We start from the raw sequence: 15,720 nt of genomic DNA on the forward strand, positions 1-15,720 counted from the left end.
ACGCCGCCCGTGACTCGTACGGTGAAACCGGGACTCCTATGGCCCGAACCGGAAGGTGGGCGAGGCGTGGACGTCGAACAGGCGATGGGTGAGCTGTACCACGCCTGCTACCGGCGGCTGGTCGCGCAGGCGTACGCCTTCACGACCGACCTGTCCGAGGCGCAGGACGTGGTGCAGGAGGCGTTCGCCCGCGCACTGGCGCGACCGGGCGCCCTCGCCGGCATCGACAACCCCGAGGCGTGGCTGCGCACCGTCGCGATCAACCTGATCCGGCGGCGCTGGCGGCGCCGGAAACTGCTCGACACGATCCTGCTGCGCGACCGCCCGATCACGCGCGTGACCGAGGCGGCGCCCGGCCCCGAACGCGCCGACCTGCGCGCCGCGCTCGCGACCATCGGCACCGCCTACCGCGAGGTGATCGTGCTGCACTACTTCGCCGACCTGCCCGTCGAGGAGGTGGCTGACGTGCTCGGCATACCGGTCGGCACCGTCAAGTCCCGCCTCGCGCGCGGCCGAGCGGCCCTCGCCAACCGGCTGGGCGACTACACGGAGCTGACCAATGCCTGACCTTTCCACCCGACTGGCCCGCGAGCGCGCCGACATCCTCGACGCGATCGACCAGCCACCGCTGGCACGGATCGGCGACCGCGCCCGGCGCCGCCGCCGGCAGCGCCACGCGGCGCGCGCCGGAGTCGCGGCGGTCGCGCTGACGGTCGCCGGCCTTGTCGCGCTGCGGCCGTGGTCGGCCGAGCCGAAACCGCCACCGCCGGCGGACACCGGGAACCGGACGGTCGCGCCCGTGTACACCGACCAGGGCATCACGATCAACGGACTCAGCGGCGAGGTGCCGGACGTGCCCGGGATGATCACGGAGGTCGAGTTCGCCGACCCCGACACCGGGTACCTGATCGCGCGGTGCGTCACGGGCGACCCGTGCTCCCCGACCCTGGCCCGCACCAGCGACGGCGGCCACAGCTGGGTCACGACCGCGCTACCGCCGATCGAAAGCGACCCTGATCTGCTGGTCTTCCCCAATGGCAGGCTCGCGGTCGGCGGCCGCGTCTCCGCCGACGAGGGCCGCACCTGGCAGGCGACGCCGGGCCACAAGGGCCAGCCGGCCGCCGCCGGGCCCGGGCAGATCCTGCGCCTGCGGGAGGCCGTCGAGGTCTGGGATTCCGGGTACGGGTACAGCGGCGACCTGGCCACGCAGCCTGGCCTGACGGTGCACTGGCTGGCCAGTACGGCCACGGCCAGCGGGGACTGGTGGGCGGCCGGCCAGCTGAACGGTCAGGCCGCGGTGGCGGTCACCCGCGACGCCGGCCAGAGCTGGAAGGTCACGCCGCTCGGCGTCACGGGACAGATCGCGCAGGTCGCCACGCTGGGCACGCACGTGTACGCGGCGGCGCTCGACGCCAACGGCCTGGTCCAGGCGATCTTCCACTCGGTCGACTCGGGTGCCACGTTCCGGCAGACCTCGGCGGGAGGCGGATCGGTCGCGGGTGACCTGGTGCCGCTGCTCGACGGCCGGCTGCTGGTCGCCGGCACCGACCGCCGGTGGTATGTCAGCGGCGACAACGGGCGCACCTTCACCCGTGCCGAGGGCACCCTGCCCGCCGTCGGCCGGCTGGTCCGCACGCCGGCCGGGTACGTCGCCTACGACCTGTTCAACGCGGGCTGGTCGGCGTTCTCCACGGACGGCTCGACGTGGCGCAAACTCCAGATCAACTGACCCGGGCGCGCTCTGTCGCGGTGCGGGTGGCCGGGATGACCGCCTGCGCCAGCGGGAGCGGGGTGATGCCGACGCGGGCCACCCGGCGGCCGTCGAGCTCCAGTACGCGCAGCCGCCAGCCGCTGGGCGCGTCGTCCGGTGCCGGTACGGGCACCTCGTCGCCGGCCACGGGGAGACGGCCGAGCCGCGCCATCAGGTACCCGCCGACGGTCTCGTAGGGCCCGGGCGGCAGCTCGAAGCCGGCCCGCTCGGCGAAGTCGGCGAGGTTGAGGCGTCCGTCCACTTCGGCCGGTACGCCGGCGGCCACCGGCTCGGGCGCGGCGTCGTACTCGTCGTGGATCTCGCCGACCAGTTCCTCGATCAGGTCTTCGAGCGTGACGATGCCGGCGGTACCGCCGTACTCGTCCTCCACCACCGCGAGGTGCTGCCGCTCGCGGCGCATCTCCGAGAGCGCGGCCAGCACCCGCTTGCTGCCGGGCAGCCGCTTGACCTCGCGGGTCAGCTCTCCGATCGTCACGCACCCGTCGTCTTCGGGCCGGATCAGCAGGTCACGCAGGTGCACGAAGCCGACAACATCGTCGTGGGTGCCGTCCACCACCGGATACCGGGTGTGCGTCTCGGCCCGTACCATCTCGGCGGCGTCGGCGAGGGTGAGGTTCGCGTGCAGGAAGACCACGTCGGTGCGGGGCATCATCACCTCGCGCACCAGGCTGGCGCCGGCGGCGAGCACCTCGTCGATGATCCGGCGTTCCACCGGGTCGAGCACGGTGTTGGCGGCGATCAGGTCGCGCAGGTCGGCCTCGCTGATGCGCTCCCGGCCGGCGGCGTGGCCGACGCCGAGCAGCGCGGTGATCGCATCGGCCGCACGGACGACGAGCCGCGCGAGGGTACGCGGCACCGGACCGGGTCTTCGTCGAGGACGCCTCGACGCCTTTCCCATGGAGGCCATGCTAAAGCCTGCCGATAATGTTTGAATCTGTTGACTATTGGTAGAACCTGGTGGAATGCTGGACGCGCACTTGACAGCTGGCATCTAACCGCCGCACGTACCCTGGCCGGGCAGGCCCCACCCCACGAAACAGGAAGGCACCACAGTGAAACTGCTCGTCACCGGCGGCGCCGGCTACATCGGCAGCGTCGTCACGAGGCTGCTGCTCGACGCCGGTCACGAGGTGGTGATCCTCGACGACCTGCGCACCGGCCACGCCGAGGCGCTCGCGCCGGACGCGACCTTCGCTCAGGTCTCCCTGCACGACGCGGCCACTGTACTGACACCGGATTCTGGCTTCGACGGCGTGCTGCACTTCGCCGGGCTGATCTCGGCCGGTGACTCGATGACCCAGCCCGAGACGTACTGGGACATCAACATGATCGGGTCGCTCCGGCTCCTCGACGCGGCCCGAGCGGCTGGCGTCCGCCGGTTCGTCTTCTCCTCCACCGCCGCCGTCTACGGCAACCCCGCCGAGATCCCGATCCGCGAGTCGTCACTCAAGTCCCCCACGAACACGTACGGGGCTACGAAACTCGCGTTCGACCTCGCCCTCACCTCTGAGGCATGGGGCCACGGCCTGGCCGCCGTGTCGCTGCGCTACTTCAACGTCGCCGGCGCCTACCTGCGCCCCGGTGTCGCGATCGGTGAGCGCCACGACCCCGAGACGCACCTGATCCCGATCGCTCTACAGGTCGCCGCCGGCAAGCGCGACAAGCTCATGCTCTTCGGCGACGACTACCCGACACCCGACGGCACCTGCGTCCGCGACTACATCCACGTCGAAGACCTGGCGCAGGCGCACCTGCTGGCGCTCGACGCGGCAAAGCCGGGCGAGCACCGCATCTACAACCTGGGCAACGGCAGCGGGTTTACCAACCGGCAGGTGGTCGAGGTGGTCGCGGAGGTCACCGGCCAGCCTGTACCGGTAGAGGTCGCGCACCGCCGCGAGGGCGACCCGGCCACCCTGGTCGCGTCGTCTGACCTGGCGCACGCCGAGCTGGGCTGGACGCCCACCAAGCCCACCCTGCACGACATGGTGTCGGACGCGTGGACCTTCTATCGGGAGCACACACAGTGAAGCAGTTCGTGACGGCATTCGGCGCCGAGCCAGAGGGTGTCTGGGCGGCGCCGGGGCGGGTCAACCTGATCGGCGAGCACACCGACTACAACGACGGGTTCGTGCTGCCCTTCGCGCTGCCGCACCGCACCGTCGTCGGGGCGTCCCGGTTGGACAGTCCACGTTGGACGGTGTGGTCGGAGCAGGCCGACGAGCAGATCGACTTCGACCTGTCCGAGCGGGTCACCGGCTGGGGCGCGTACGTCGCCGGTGTGGTCTGGGTGCTCCGCGAGGCCGGCTTCGACGTGCCGGGTGCCCAGATGGCGATCACGTCCGACGTGCCGCTGGGCGCCGGCCTGTCCTCCTCCGCGGCCCTGGAGTCGGCGGTTCTCACCGCACTGGTCGACCTCGGCGGGCTCGACCTGCCCGTCGACGAGCGGCCGGCGCTGGCGCAGAAGGCCGAAAACGAGTACGCGGGCATGCCCTGCGGGATCATGGACCAGTCGGCGTCGATCCGCTGCCGCGCCGGGCACGCGCTCTTCCTCGACTGCCGCTCGCTCGACGTCGAGCACATCCCGTTCGACGTGGCCACCGACGGTCTCGCCGTCCTCGTCATCGACACCCGCGCGCCACACCGGCACGTCACCGGCGAGTACGCCAAGCGGCGCGAAACCTGCGAAGAGGCGGCCCGGGTGCTCGGCGTACCGGCGCTGCGCGACGCGACGCTCTCGTCCGTGTCGAGCCTGCCCGACGAGGTAATGCGACGCCGGGCCCGGCACGTGGTGACCGAAGACCAGCGCGTCCTCGACACGGTCGAGTTGCTGCGTTCCGGCCGCATCCGCGAGATCGGCCCGCTCATGACCGCCTCACACGCCTCGATGCGCGACGACTTCGAGATCACCGTGCCCGAGGTCGACACCGCCGTAGAGGCCGCACTGTCAGCCGGCGCGTACGGTGCCCGGATGACCGGCGGCGGGTTTGGCGGTTGCGTGTTGGCGCTCGTCGACGCCGACGCCGCCCCGACGGTGGCGGACGCGGTGGTGGCGGCGTACCGGGCGAAGGGCTTCACCCCGCCCGAGTCCTTCTCCGCGATCCCCAGCGGCGGCGCCACCCGCCTCTAGCGGGTTTCGATGATCATGCCGGCGGCGACCGTGCGGTTGGTGGTTTCGTCGATGAGGATGAAGCCACCTGTCGTGCGGTTGCGCCGGTACTCGTCGGCGAGCAGCGGCACGGTCGTGCGCAGCCGCACCCGGCCGATCTCGTTGAGAGTCAGCTCCGTGGCGCTCTCGTCCCGGTGCAGCGAGTTGACGTCGAGCCGGTACTGGAGCCCGCGCACCACGGTACGAGCGGCTCGCGTGGTGTGCTTGATGGCGTACTTGGCGCCGACGTGCAGCGGCCGCGTCTCGTCCATCCAGCAGATCATCGCTTCGAGATCCTGCGTGGCGTCGGGCGCGTTGTGCGGGCGGCAGATCATGTCGCCGCGCGAGATGTCGATCTCGTCTTCGAGCCGCACGGTGACGGACATCGGCGGGAACGCCTCGTCGACGGGGCCGTCGGCGGTGTCGATCGCGGCGATGCGGCTGGTGAAGCCGGACGGCAGCACCATCACCTCGTCGCCGGGCTTCAGCACGCCCGAGGCGACCTGGCCGGCGTATCCGCGGTAGTCGGTGACCGTGGTCGACTGTGGACGGATCACGTACTGCACGGGGAAGCGCACGTCGACCAGGTTGCGGTCGGAGGCGATGTGCACGTGCTCCAGGTGGTGCAGCAGCGACGGGCCGTCGTACCACGGGGTGTTGTCGGATCGGCTGACGATGTTGTCGCCGCGCAGCGCCGAGATCGGGATGACGGTCAGGTCGGGCGCTTCGAGTTTGGCGGCGAACGAGGTGAACTCGTCGGCGATCCGCTCGAACACCTCTTGCGACCAGTCGACCAGATCCATCTTGTTGACGCACAGGACCACGTGCGGCACCCGCAGCAGGGAGCACAGGAAGGCGTGCCGCCGCGACTGCTCCACCAGGCCCTTGCGGGCGTCGACCAGGATCAGCGCCAGGTCGGCGGTGGAGGCGCCGGTGACCATGTTGCGCGTGTACTGGATGTGGCCAGGGGTGTCGGCGATGATGAACTTGCGCCGCGGGGTCGCGAAGTACCGGTACGCCACGTCGATCGTGATGCCCTGCTCGCGCTCGGCGCGCAGGCCGTCGGTGAGCAGCGCCAGGTTGGTGTACTCGTCACCGCGCGCGGCACTGACCGCCTCGACCGCTTCGAGCTGGTCGGTGAACAGCGACTTGGTGTCGTACAGCAGCCGGCCGATCAGGGTCGACTTGCCGTCGTCGACCGAACCCGCGGTGGCGAACCGCAGCAGGTCCATGGCTCGGGTCTCCAGAACGGGAGCCGTCATCAGAAGTACCCTTCCCGCTTGCGGTCTTCCATCGCCGCCTCGCTGACCCGGTCGTCGCCGCGGGTGGCCCCGCGCTCGGTGATGCGCGTCGCGCCCACCTCGTCGATCACCTTCTCGACGGTGTCGGCGTCGGAGCGCACCGCGGCGGTGCAGGACGCGTCGCCCACCGTGCGGTACCGCACGAGGGCGGTGAACGGGGTCTCGCTGGCCCGCGCCGCGAGGTACTCGTTTACGGCGTACAGCATGCCGTCGCGCTCGACGACCTCGCGCTCGTGCGCGTAGTAGATCGACGGCAGCGACAACCGCTCACGGGAGATGTAGTGCCACACGTCGAGCTCGGTCCAGTTCGACAGCGGGAACACGCGGATCGACTCGCCGGGGTGGTGCCGCCCGTTGTAGAGGGACCACAGCTCGGGGCGCTGGTTCTTGGGGTCCCACTGGCCGAAGTCGTCGCGGAAGCTGAACACCCGCTCCTTGGCGCGCGCCTTCTCCTCGTCGCGGCGCGCGCCGCCGAACAGCGCGTCGAACCGGTACTTCTCCACCGCGGCCAGCAGCACCGGCGTCTGGATCCGGTTGCGCGTGCCGTCGGCCGGCTCGCGCACCAGCCCGGCTTCGAGCGCCTCCGGCACGCTGGCGACCACGAGCTGGAGCCCGAGCTCGGCGACCCGGGCGTCCCGGTACTCGATCACCTCTGGGAAGTTGTGACCGGTGTCGACGTGCATGACCGGAAACGGGATGCGCGCCGGCGCGAACGCCTTTTCGGCCAGGCGCAGCATGACGATCGAGTCTTTGCCGCCGGAGAAGAGCAGCACGGGCCGCTCCAACTCGGCCACGACCTCGCGCATGATGAAGATGCTCTCGGCTTCGAGAGCATCCAGGTGCGAGACGCGGTATGTGGTTGACGTCTGGCTCACGGGTTCCAGACCTTCCCGATTGGTTAAAGGCAGATTTACTCTACCTGGAGATGGCGTCCCACCGCTTCCAGCAACCGGGCCGCCAGGTCTTTACGGCACACGAGCAGATCGGGCAGGCGCGGATTCGCCTGGTTATATTTCAGCGCAGATCCGTCGATCCGGGAAGCGTGCAGCCCGGTGGCCGTGGCCACAGCCACCGGCGCGGCCGAGTCCCACTCGTACTGGCCACCCGCGTGCAGGTATCCGTCGACGTCCCCGCCGATCACCGCCGCGATCTTGGCGCCCGCCGAGCCCATCGGTACGAGCTCGGCACCCACCTCCTCGGCCACGGCCGAGAGGAACGCCGGCGGGCGGCTGCGGCTCGCCGCCAGGCGCAACGGGCCGCCGGTCGCGGCGGACAGCGTCATCGGCGGGTACGCGGGCGGGTAGTCGGTGCCGATCACTCGGTGCTGGGCGGGCAGGCCCACGGCGCCCGCCGCGAGCTGGTTCGGGCCGCTCGCGTTTCGAGCCCAGAGCGCCACGTGTACCGCCCAGTCGGAGCGCCCCTCCTCGGCGAACTCGCGGGTGCCGTCGAGCGGATCGATGATCCATACACGCTCGGCGTCGAGGCGGATCGGCGGTGCCGGGCCGTCACCGACCACCCACGCCTTCCGCGCGTGATCGTCTTCCTCCGACAGCACCGCGTCGGCTGGCCGCCAGCGGGCCAGCTCGGTGCGGATGAAGTCGTGCGACAGCTTGTCGCCCGCCGCCTTCAGCGCCGCCGGATCCTCGTGACCACGCTCGGCGCGTACGTCGAGCAGCAGCTGGCCGGCGCGGGTGGCGAGCCATCGCGCGAACGCACCGTCGACGACCGGCGGGCTGACCGGGGCGCTCATCAGTACGCCCCGGAGGATCGGGTGACCGCCGCGACGGTCCTCATCAAAATGACCAGGTCGAGCGAGAGCGACCAGTTCTCCACATACCGCAGATCCAACCGGACCGCCTCCTCCCATGGCAGGTCCGAACGACCGGAAACCTGCCACAAGCCCGTCATGCCGGGCTTGACCGCCAGCCTGCGCCGCATGTCGTCCGGGTACACCGCTACCTCTTCCGGCAGCGGCGGCCGCGGGCCGACCAGCGACATGTCTCCCCGCAGCACGTTGAACAACTGCGGCAACTCGTCGAGCGACAGCCTGCGTAGCCACCGCCCCACCGGCGTCACCCGGGGATCGTTACGCACTTTGAAGAGCACACCGTCGTGCTCGTTCAGGTGCTGGATCTCCGCGAGTCGCGCCTCCGCGTCGAGGTACATGCTGCGGAACTTGTAGATCAGGAAGTGCTGGCCATCGCGGCCCACCCTGACCTGACGAAAGAATACCGGCCCCGATGAATCCCTGCGGATACAGACGGCCACCGCCGCCAGCACCGGCGACAGCAGCATCAGCAGCAACGCGGCACCGAGGCGATCGAAGATCTCCTTCACCACGCGGGCTCCACCGTCCAGCCGCGGATGCTCCACGTGCAGCATCGGCAAGCCGTCCACGGGCCGGATCGTCGTGCGGTCACCGGCCACGTCGATCAGGGCGCTCGCCAGGATCAGGTCGACCTCGTCGCGCTCCAGCCGCCACGCCAGCCGGCGCAGCGCCTGACCGTCGAGTTCGGGACACGACAGCACCAGTACCGTGTCCACGCCCGCCGCGTCGACCGCCTCGGCCACCTCGTCGAACGTCCCGTAAACCGGCGACCCCACGGCACCGTCCCCGCCGGGCGGCAGGCACGCGCCCACCACCTCAAGACCGTGGTACCGCTCGCGGCGCAGGCGCGCGGTCATGTCCAGGACGGCCAGCTCATGGCCCACCACCAGCACCCGGCGCAGGCACTCGCCGCGCTCCCGGGCCAGATGCAGCCGCTTGCGGGCCGCGAACCGCACCGCGAGCACCGTCGCGGTCGCCCCGGGCAGCGCGACGAGGACGTACGACCTCGCCAAGGGCAGATCCAGGGCATAGGAGACGACCGCGGCCGCCGCGATAATGCCGAGGCCCGAGCGGATGACCCGCTGGTACTCCTCCGTGCCGACGAAAAGAAACCGGCTCTCGTACGTGCGGTGCAGCGCCAGCATGGCGACCAGCGCCACCGGCAGCAGCAGCGAGAGCAGCAGGTAGACCCGGTTGTACGCGGTCACAGTCAGCCCGAAGCGCACCTCGAACGCGACCGCGCCCGCCGCCAGGCCGACCAGCAGGTCACCCAGTACCAGGGTCCGGATGTACCGCGCCTCCCACTGGGCGCGTCGCGACATGGCCGCGTGCCGCCCGGGTATCCGCCGCAGCGGCCAAGCCGACATCCGCGGCACCTCGGCGGCGCGCTGCCGCAGGGGCGCGGGAAAGAGGCGAAGCTCCTCGTCGAACGCGTTCTCGACGTCGCGGACCAGCTCGGCGTCGTACTCGCCGAACCGCCGCTGCTCCACGCCGCCTCCCCCGTCACATCGTCTCGGGGGGATCAACGCATGACCGGCTTGGGCGTCACGCCCCGTTATAGGCGTTCTGAGCCGCTTCAACCCCTTGCGTGACAATGGCCTCGACCACGTCAGCCGCTCGATCGACGAGGAACTCAAGCTCCTTGCGCTCCGCCGCCGAAAAGTCGGAAAGCACGTAATCCGCGGGATCCTGCCGCCCCGGCGGCCGGCCAACGCCGAACCGCACCCGGGCGTACTCCTTGCCACCCAACGACTTCGACATCGACCGCAGGCCGTTGTGCCCGCCCTCGCCGCCGCCGAGCTTCGCCTTCACCAGCCCGTACCCGATGTCCAGCTCATCGTGCACCGCGACGACCTGCCCGATCGGTACCTTGTAGAACTGCGCCAGCGCCGCCGCCGGCCCGCCCGACAGGTTCATGTACGTCAACGGCTTCGCGAGGATCACCTTCGGGCCGCCGTACCCGAGACGCCCCTCAGCCACCTCGGCGACCGCGCGGCGATGCCGGCCAAACTTCGCGCCGATACGCCCGGCCAGCAGGTCGGCCACCAGGAAGCCGACGTTGTGCCGGTTACGCGCGTACTCCTTGCCCGGGTTGCCAAGCCCAACCACGAGCCAGCTCTCGTCCACCGCACACCTCTACAGATGCGAAGGGGGCCCACCGGGGCCCCCATTCGAACGTCAGCCATCCACCATCACGGCGGTGATCAGGCCTGAGCTGCGGCCTCGGCCGGCTCCTCGGCAGCCTCGGCCGGCGCCTCTTCGGCGGTCTCGCCCTCGAGCTGCTCGGCGCTCGGCGCCACGGTCACCATGGCGATGACCAGCTCCGGGTCGGCGGCCAGCTCGGTGCCGCCCGGCAGGGTCACATCCGCGGCGGTCACCCGCGAACCACCCTCCAGGCCCTCGATCGAGGCCTCGAGGTACTCCGGCAGGTGCAGCGCCTCGGCGTTGACGGTCAGCGTCTGGTTTTCGGTCACGACCAGCGTGCCGCGGGCGGCCTCGCCGACGAGGTGCACCGGAACCTCGACGGTCACCTTCTCGCCGCGCTTCACGATAATCAGGTCGACGTGCTCGAACGTGTCCCTGATCGGGTCACGCTGGATCGCCTTGGCGAGCGCCAGCGTCGTGGCGGCACCCGCGATGTCGATCGCGAAGATCTGGTTGAGGCCGCCGTGACGGATCGCGGCGGCGAACTCCCGCGCGGGGAGAGCGATGTGCTGGGGCTTCTCGCCGTGGCCGTACAGCACGGCGGGCACCTTGCCGGCCCGACGGGTACGACGGGCACCACCCTTGCCGAACTCGGTGCGGGGCTCGGCGCTGATCTTTACCTCGGACACGGAAGTACTCCTGATGCTTTCGTCTGCTGCGTGGGGTCGGCGGCGGCGGTGCCGGGCGAGGAGGCGCACTGGGGCAAGGCCCGGAGCACCGCGTCGATCACGGTGACCCCGTGCGGTTGGTGCTGTGTCAACAGCGGCCCGCAGAGCACCCTCGCCGTGGCAACCGCTCCAGTCTAGCGGAGCCCAGGCGCTGATTACCCAAGACCCCCGATTAGCTCAAGCCCCCGAACAGTGTCGTCACCGAACCGTCGTCGAACACCTCACGAATGGCCCGTGCCAGCAGCGGCGCGATCGACAGCACAGTGATCTTGTCGAGACGCTTCTCGGGCGGCAGCGGCAACGTGTTCGTCACCACCACCTCGCTGATCCTGCTGTTCTTCAAGCGCTCGGTCGCCGGATCCGACAGCAGCGCGTGCGTCGACGCCACCACCACATCGGCGGCGCCCGACTCGTGCAGGATGTCAGCCGCCCGGGTGATCGTGCCACCGGTGTCGATCATGTCGTCGACGATCAGACACACCCGGTCCTCGACGTCGCCGACCACCCTGTTCGCCACCACCTGGTTCGGCTTCAACGGGTCACGCGTCTTGTGGATGAACGCCAGCGGGCAGCCGCCCAGCCGATCCGTCCACCGCTCCGCCACCCGAACCCGGCCCGAATCCGGCGCCACCACCGCCATCGGCCGGCCCGCGTACTTGCGCTCCACGTACCCGGCCAGCGTGTCCATCGCGAAAAGGTGATCCACCGGCCCGTCGAAGAAGCCCTGGATCTGCGCCGTGTGCAGGTCGACCGTCAAGATGCGGTTCGCGCCCGCCGTCTTCAACAGGTCGGCCATCAGGCGCGCCGAGATCGGCTCGCGTCCGCGGTGCTTCTTGTCCTGCCGCGAGTACGGGTAGAACGGCAGCACCACAGTGATCCGCTTCGCCGAACCGCGCTTCAACGCGTCAACCATGATCAGGGTCTCCATGACCCACTTGTTGACCCCCTGTGTCACCGACTGCACCACGAACGCGTCCGAACCCCGCACCGACTCCCGGTACCGGACGAAGATCTCGCCGTTCGCGAACTCGTACGCGTCGGTCGGCGTCGGCGCCACACCCAACGCCTCGCCGATCTCATCTGCCAGCTCGGGAAACCCCCGACCCGAGAAGAGCATCAGGCTCTTGCGGTTCTCCGCGACGATGCTGCCCATCGGCAATCCGCTCCCGTGGGTCGGAGGTTCAACGACTACTCGGTTGCAGTATCTCCCGAGGTCGTTCGCGGTTGACCCGCATCACCCCCGTCGTGCTGTGCCTCACGCTCCCGCTCCTTCGCGCGGCGCGCGGCCTCGGCCGGAGGCGTACCCGGCCGCTTACGCTCCGTCCAATCCGGGAAGATCCGCTGCGGTCCACCCGACACCGCCAGCGCTCCCGGCGGCACGTCTTCGCGTACCACCGTGCCCGCACCCGTGTAGGCACCATCGCCCACCTCGACCGGCGCGATGAACATGTTGTCGGAACCCGTTCGCACGTGGCTGCCGATCGTCGTGTGGTGCTTCGCCACCCCGTCGTAGTTGACGAACACCGACGCCGCGCCGATGTTCGAGAACTCGCCGATCGTCGCGTCACCCACATACGTCAGGTGCGGCACCTTCGAACCCTCGCCGATCGCCGCGTTCTTCGTCTCCACGAACGTGCCGAGCTTCGCCTTACGCGCCAGCCTCGTACCCGGACGCAGCGACGCGTACGGCCCGATCGTCACCTCCGGCCCCACCTCGGCGCCGACCGCGTGCGCCCGCACCACCGACGCGCCCGCACCCACCACCGTGTCGACCAGCGTCACATCAGGCCCCACCGTCGCGCCCGCCGCCACCGCGGTCGCGCCACGCAACTGCGAGTTCTGATCGATCACCACGTCGGGCTCCAGCGTCACCGTCACGTCGATCCAGGTGGTCGCCGGGTCCAGAATCGTTACGCCAGACCGCATCCAGGCCGTGTTGACCCGATCGCGGAGCAGGCGCCGCAAACCCGCCAGCTCCGCCCGATCGTTACAACCCAACGTCTGGATCGCGTCGTCCGCCACATGTACCGCCACCGGGCGACCATCGGTCGCCAGCAGCCCGAACACGTCCGTCAGGTACTCCTCGCCCTGATCGTTGTCCGTCGACAGCTTGCCCAGCGCCGCCCGCAACAACCCGCCCTCGAACGCGTAGATGCCCGCATTGATCTCGCGGATCGCCCGCTGCTCAGGGGTTGCGTCGCGCTCCTCGACGACACGCTCCAGGGCACCGCTCGCGTCCCGCACGATCCGGCCCAGGCCCGTCGGATCGTCGACCTCCGCCGCCAGTACCGTCGCCGCGGCGCCGCCCGCCTCGTGCGCGGCCACCAGCGCCGCCACCGTCTCGGGGCGCAGCAAAGGCACGTCACCGTTGAGCACCACCACAGTGCTTCTTGAAACCGATCTCTCAGGGCTTCTTGAAACCGGGCCCTCGACGCCGCCTGCCGCCTCCAGTGCGATGCGCACCGCGTGACCGGTGCCGTTCTGGCTGGCCTGTAGCACGGGCTCGGCGTACGGGGCGACGTCGGCGAGATGCGCGGAAACCTGCTCGGCGCCGTGGCCAACGACCACGATCGTGCGCTCCGCGCCGAGCGGCTCGGCGGCCGCGAGAACGTGGCCGACGAGGGTGCGACCGAGCAGCGGGTGCAGCACCTTTGGGAGCGTGGACTTCATCCGTTTGCCCTCACCGGCGGCGAGAACGACGACGGTGCGAGGGCGGGGAGAGGTCACGAGAGGGCTCCCGTCGGGGCGGCATGAGGTTGCGGCCTCATGGTAATCCCCGCGCCCTCACCCCACCCCGCGAGAGCCAAGTCCGAAACCGGACATTTATGGATGGCTCGGCTGCTAGGACTCGAACCTAGAACTTACGGACCAAAACCGCAGGTGTTGCCAATTACACCACAGCCGACTGTTTGCGTCTGACAGCGTAGCGTCTGCCTGATCGCAAGTAGAACCTACGTCGGCATCGCCGCATCAAACAGGCCCGCCATAATCCCCTCGACCCGGACGTAGAGCTGTCGGCTACGCGGGACGTCGATCTGAAGGCAGCCGCGATAATCCTCACCGGTGTTACGCCGATTGGTGGACGGCTTGTGGCGCTTCAGTGTCGGCCGCTGCATGGCCTCGATCGGCACGCCGATTCGGTCGGCCCACCACCGCGTGGCGGCGTCGGCGTCGGCCGACTCGTGGATGCTTACCCGATATTTGAAGCGGTCCCGAGATACGCCCAATGCCTCCACAAAGCGCACGAACAACTCGACCAGGCCAGGGTCGCTGTTGGTGAAGTCGAGGCCGGTCTGCTTGCGCCAGGGCTTGGATTTGGCGCCCTCGCACCAGTAGGCGCCGGCGAGCAGGACGTCGCGGTGCTTGAGGGTGCCGACCCAGCGCGCCGCCTTGTCGCGGATGCCGTCCTCCATCTCGTCACGAGCGACCCGGTATTCGCCCCATCGAGCGTCGGTCATGGCTTTGGAGTGTGCCTGCCGCCGAGCCCGCTCGGCCGCTGGGTCGGGGTCGAGCGGCAGGTGCCGCACCCACAGGTACGCGGTGGACTTCGACACACCGAGCGTGGTGGCGATGTCGTTGACGCTGCGGCCGTCGCCGCGCATCCGCAGTGCTTCGGCGCGCAGGTCGTCTTTGGCGTTTGGTCGGCGGGTCCAGCTTGGGGGTGGGACGCCGCGCAGTAACTCGTAGAGCAGTTCCTTGCCAACGCCGAGCCGCTCGCGGGCGATGGTCTGACGGTCCTGAGCAGGTAGATCATGGTCAGCCCTGTCAAACTACGGTTCCGTAAGTTACGGTGACGTAGGCGTAACTTAACCTGTTCCCCCGCACCGCCAGTGAGGTTCCATGTCTCCTGCCACCCTCGCCGAGACGTCCACCAACACCCCCAAGCCGCTGACCGAGGGCACCCAGTCCAAGGGCATCCTGATCGGCCTCTGGGCGTTCGTCGTGATCCCGTTCCTCGCGGTGTTCGCCGCGGTGCCGATCGCCTGGGGCGGTTGGCTGTCCTGGACCGACGTCGCGATCTTCGCGGTCTGGTATTCCGTGGCCGGCGTCGGCATCACGGTCGGATACCACCGGTACTTCACTCATGGCTCGTTCAAGGCCAAGCGCTGGCTGCGGATCGCGCTCGCGGTGGCGGGTTCGTTCGCGGTCGAGGGCAACATCACGCAGTGGGTCGCCGATCACCGGCGCCACCACGCGTTCTCCGACATGGAGGGTGACCCGCACTCGCCGTGGCGGTTCGGCACGAGCTTCTGGGCGCTGGTCAAGGGCCTCTGGTTCGCGCACATGGGTTGGTTGTTCCACCGCGAGCTGTCCAACCGTGAGCGTTTCGCCCCCGATCTGCTGCGCGACAAGGACATCAACCGGGTCGACCAGCTGTTCCCGCTGCTGGTGGCGATCTCGCTGGTGGCGCCGGCGGCCGTGGGTGGCCTGGTCACCTGGTCGTGGCAGGGCGCGCTGACCGCGTTCTTCTGGGCCGGCATCGTGCGGGTGGGCCTGCTGCACCACGTCACCTGGTCGATCAACTCGATCTGCCACGTTTACGGTGAGCGGCCGTTCGAGATGCGTCAGGGCGACAAGGCGGCGAACTTCTGGCCGCTGGCGATCCTGTCGTTCGGCGAGAGCTGGCACAACCTGCACCACGCCGACCCGACGTGTGCCCGTCACGGCGTGCTGCGCGGGCAGATCGACATCTCCGCGCGCACCATCTGGATCTTCGAGAAGATCGGTGCCGCGTACGACGTCCGCTGGCCCAAGCCGGAGCGCATCGCCGCGAAGCTGGTAAAACCCTCAACGTGACAGAT

The 15,720-nt window shown here is 69.6% G+C and carries 15 protein-coding genes and 1 tRNA gene; 5 read left to right on the forward strand and 11 right to left on the reverse strand.

Annotated elements, in window-relative coordinates:
* The first annotated feature begins 66 nt into the window (after positions 1 to 66).
* Positions 67 to 567: an RNA polymerase sigma factor gene (locus QMG73_RS17915; protein WP_281897007.1), complete on the forward strand. Its 501-nt coding sequence runs from the start codon at positions 67 to 69 to the stop codon at positions 565 to 567.
* Positions 560 to 1,729, forward strand: coding sequence for a WD40/YVTN/BNR-like repeat-containing protein (locus tag QMG73_RS17920; RefSeq protein WP_281897010.1), 1,170 nt, complete (start codon positions 560 to 562; stop codon positions 1,727 to 1,729). Before QMG73_RS17915 ends, QMG73_RS17920 begins: the two co-directional genes overlap by 8 nt.
* On the opposite strand, the gene QMG73_RS17925 is transcribed toward QMG73_RS17920, so the two are convergent.
* On the reverse strand, positions 1,722 to 2,678 hold the full coding sequence (locus tag QMG73_RS17925; protein ID WP_281897011.1) for a hemolysin family protein: 957 nt from the start codon (positions 2,676 to 2,678) through the stop codon (positions 1,722 to 1,724). The genes QMG73_RS17920 and QMG73_RS17925 overlap by 8 nt on opposite strands.
* 145 nt (positions 2,679 to 2,823) lie before the next feature.
* Here QMG73_RS17925 and galE point away from each other — a divergent pair, with 145 nt between their 5' ends.
* Together galE and galK are read left to right on the forward strand one after the other, a co-directional pair.
* Complete coding sequence (galE, locus tag QMG73_RS17930) at positions 2,824 to 3,798, forward strand: UDP-glucose 4-epimerase GalE (protein WP_281897013.1); 975 nt, start codon at positions 2,824 to 2,826, stop codon at positions 3,796 to 3,798.
* Complete coding sequence (gene galK / locus QMG73_RS17935; RefSeq protein ID WP_281897015.1) at positions 3,795 to 4,898, forward strand: galactokinase; 1,104 nt, start codon at positions 3,795 to 3,797, stop codon at positions 4,896 to 4,898. Before galE ends, galK begins: the two co-directional genes overlap by 4 nt.
* Here the strand turns inward: galK and QMG73_RS17940 are convergent.
* The 10 genes from QMG73_RS17940 to QMG73_RS17985 form a co-directional block, all read right to left on the reverse strand.
* Positions 4,895 to 6,178, reverse strand: a complete 1,284-nt coding sequence (locus tag QMG73_RS17940) for a sulfate adenylyltransferase subunit 1 (protein WP_281897017.1) — start codon at positions 6,176 to 6,178, stop codon at positions 4,895 to 4,897. The genes galK and QMG73_RS17940 overlap by 4 nt on opposite strands.
* Positions 6,178 to 7,092: a sulfate adenylyltransferase subunit CysD gene (gene cysD / locus QMG73_RS17945; protein ID WP_281897019.1), complete on the reverse strand. Its 915-nt coding sequence runs from the start codon at positions 7,090 to 7,092 to the stop codon at positions 6,178 to 6,180. Before cysD ends, QMG73_RS17940 begins: the two co-directional genes overlap by 1 nt.
* A gap of 35 nt (positions 7,093 to 7,127) precedes the next feature.
* Positions 7,128 to 7,967, reverse strand: coding sequence for an inositol monophosphatase family protein (locus QMG73_RS17950; RefSeq protein ID WP_281897021.1), 840 nt, complete (start codon positions 7,965 to 7,967; stop codon positions 7,128 to 7,130).
* The gene (locus QMG73_RS17955) at positions 7,967 to 9,412 is read right to left on the reverse strand and encodes a sugar transferase (protein ID WP_281897099.1); all 1,446 of its coding nucleotides are present in this window, start codon (positions 9,410 to 9,412) and stop codon (positions 7,967 to 7,969) included. Before QMG73_RS17955 ends, QMG73_RS17950 begins: the two co-directional genes overlap by 1 nt.
* Before the next feature lie 178 nt (positions 9,413 to 9,590).
* On the reverse strand, positions 9,591 to 10,172 hold the full coding sequence (pth, locus tag QMG73_RS17960; protein WP_281897023.1) for an aminoacyl-tRNA hydrolase: 582 nt from the start codon (positions 10,170 to 10,172) through the stop codon (positions 9,591 to 9,593).
* Positions 10,173 to 10,249: 77 nt separating this feature from the next.
* A complete protein-coding gene (locus QMG73_RS17965) occupies positions 10,250 to 10,879 on the reverse strand; it encodes a 50S ribosomal protein L25/general stress protein Ctc (protein WP_281897026.1) in 630 nt (209 codons plus the stop codon).
* 211 nt (positions 10,880 to 11,090) lie between these two features.
* On the reverse strand, positions 11,091 to 12,071 hold the full coding sequence (locus tag QMG73_RS17970) for a ribose-phosphate diphosphokinase (protein ID WP_265251351.1): 981 nt from the start codon (positions 12,069 to 12,071) through the stop codon (positions 11,091 to 11,093).
* Positions 12,072 to 12,106: 35 nt separating this feature from the next.
* Positions 12,107 to 13,645 carry a bifunctional UDP-N-acetylglucosamine diphosphorylase/glucosamine-1-phosphate N-acetyltransferase GlmU gene (gene glmU / locus QMG73_RS17975; RefSeq protein WP_281897031.1) on the reverse strand — a complete coding sequence of 513 codons (1,539 nt, stop codon included), beginning with the start codon at positions 13,643 to 13,645 and terminating at the stop codon, positions 12,107 to 12,109.
* A gap of 103 nt (positions 13,646 to 13,748) precedes the next feature.
* Positions 13,749 to 13,823, reverse strand: a tRNA-Gln gene (locus QMG73_RS17980).
* A 46-nt stretch (positions 13,824 to 13,869) separates the two neighbouring features.
* Positions 13,870 to 14,643 (reverse strand): helix-turn-helix domain-containing protein, encoded by a 774-nt coding sequence (locus QMG73_RS17985; protein WP_281897101.1) that lies wholly within the window; start codon positions 14,641 to 14,643, stop codon positions 13,870 to 13,872.
* A gap of 115 nt (positions 14,644 to 14,758) precedes the next feature.
* Here QMG73_RS17985 and QMG73_RS17990 point away from each other — a divergent pair, with 115 nt between their 5' ends.
* On the forward strand, positions 14,759 to 15,715 hold the full coding sequence (locus QMG73_RS17990; protein WP_281897033.1) for an acyl-CoA desaturase: 957 nt from the start codon (positions 14,759 to 14,761) through the stop codon (positions 15,713 to 15,715).
* Positions 15,716 to 15,720: the final 5 nt, after the last annotated feature.

The sequence above is a fragment of the Phytohabitans aurantiacus genome, assembly GCF_027923225.1.
GTDB lineage: Bacteria > Actinomycetota > Actinomycetes > Mycobacteriales > Micromonosporaceae > Phytohabitans > Phytohabitans aurantiacus.

What these genes read in the sequence shown, in the direction of transcription:
- QMG73_RS17940 (WP_281897017.1), bottom strand. Translation starts at nt 6,178, where the DNA reads ATGACGGCTCCCGTTCTGGAGACCCGAGCCATGGACCTGCTGCGGTTC.
- QMG73_RS17970 (WP_265251351.1), bottom strand. Translation starts at nt 12,071, where the DNA reads ATGGGCAGCATCGTCGCGGAGAACCGCAAGAGCCTGATGCTCTTCTCG.
- QMG73_RS17920 (WP_281897010.1), top strand. Translation starts at nt 560, where the DNA reads ATGCCTGACCTTTCCACCCGACTGGCCCGCGAGCGCGCCGACATCCTC.
- QMG73_RS17925 (WP_281897011.1), bottom strand. Translation starts at nt 2,678, where the DNA reads ATGGCCTCCATGGGAAAGGCGTCGAGGCGTCCTCGACGAAGACCCGGT.
- QMG73_RS17990 (WP_281897033.1), top strand. Translation starts at nt 14,759, where the DNA reads ATGTCTCCTGCCACCCTCGCCGAGACGTCCACCAACACCCCCAAGCCG.
- QMG73_RS17950 (WP_281897021.1), bottom strand. Translation starts at nt 7,967, where the DNA reads ATGAGCGCCCCGGTCAGCCCGCCGGTCGTCGACGGTGCGTTCGCGCGA.
- QMG73_RS17955 (WP_281897099.1), bottom strand. Translation starts at nt 9,412, where the DNA reads ATGTCGGCTTGGCCGCTGCGGCGGATACCCGGGCGGCACGCGGCCATG.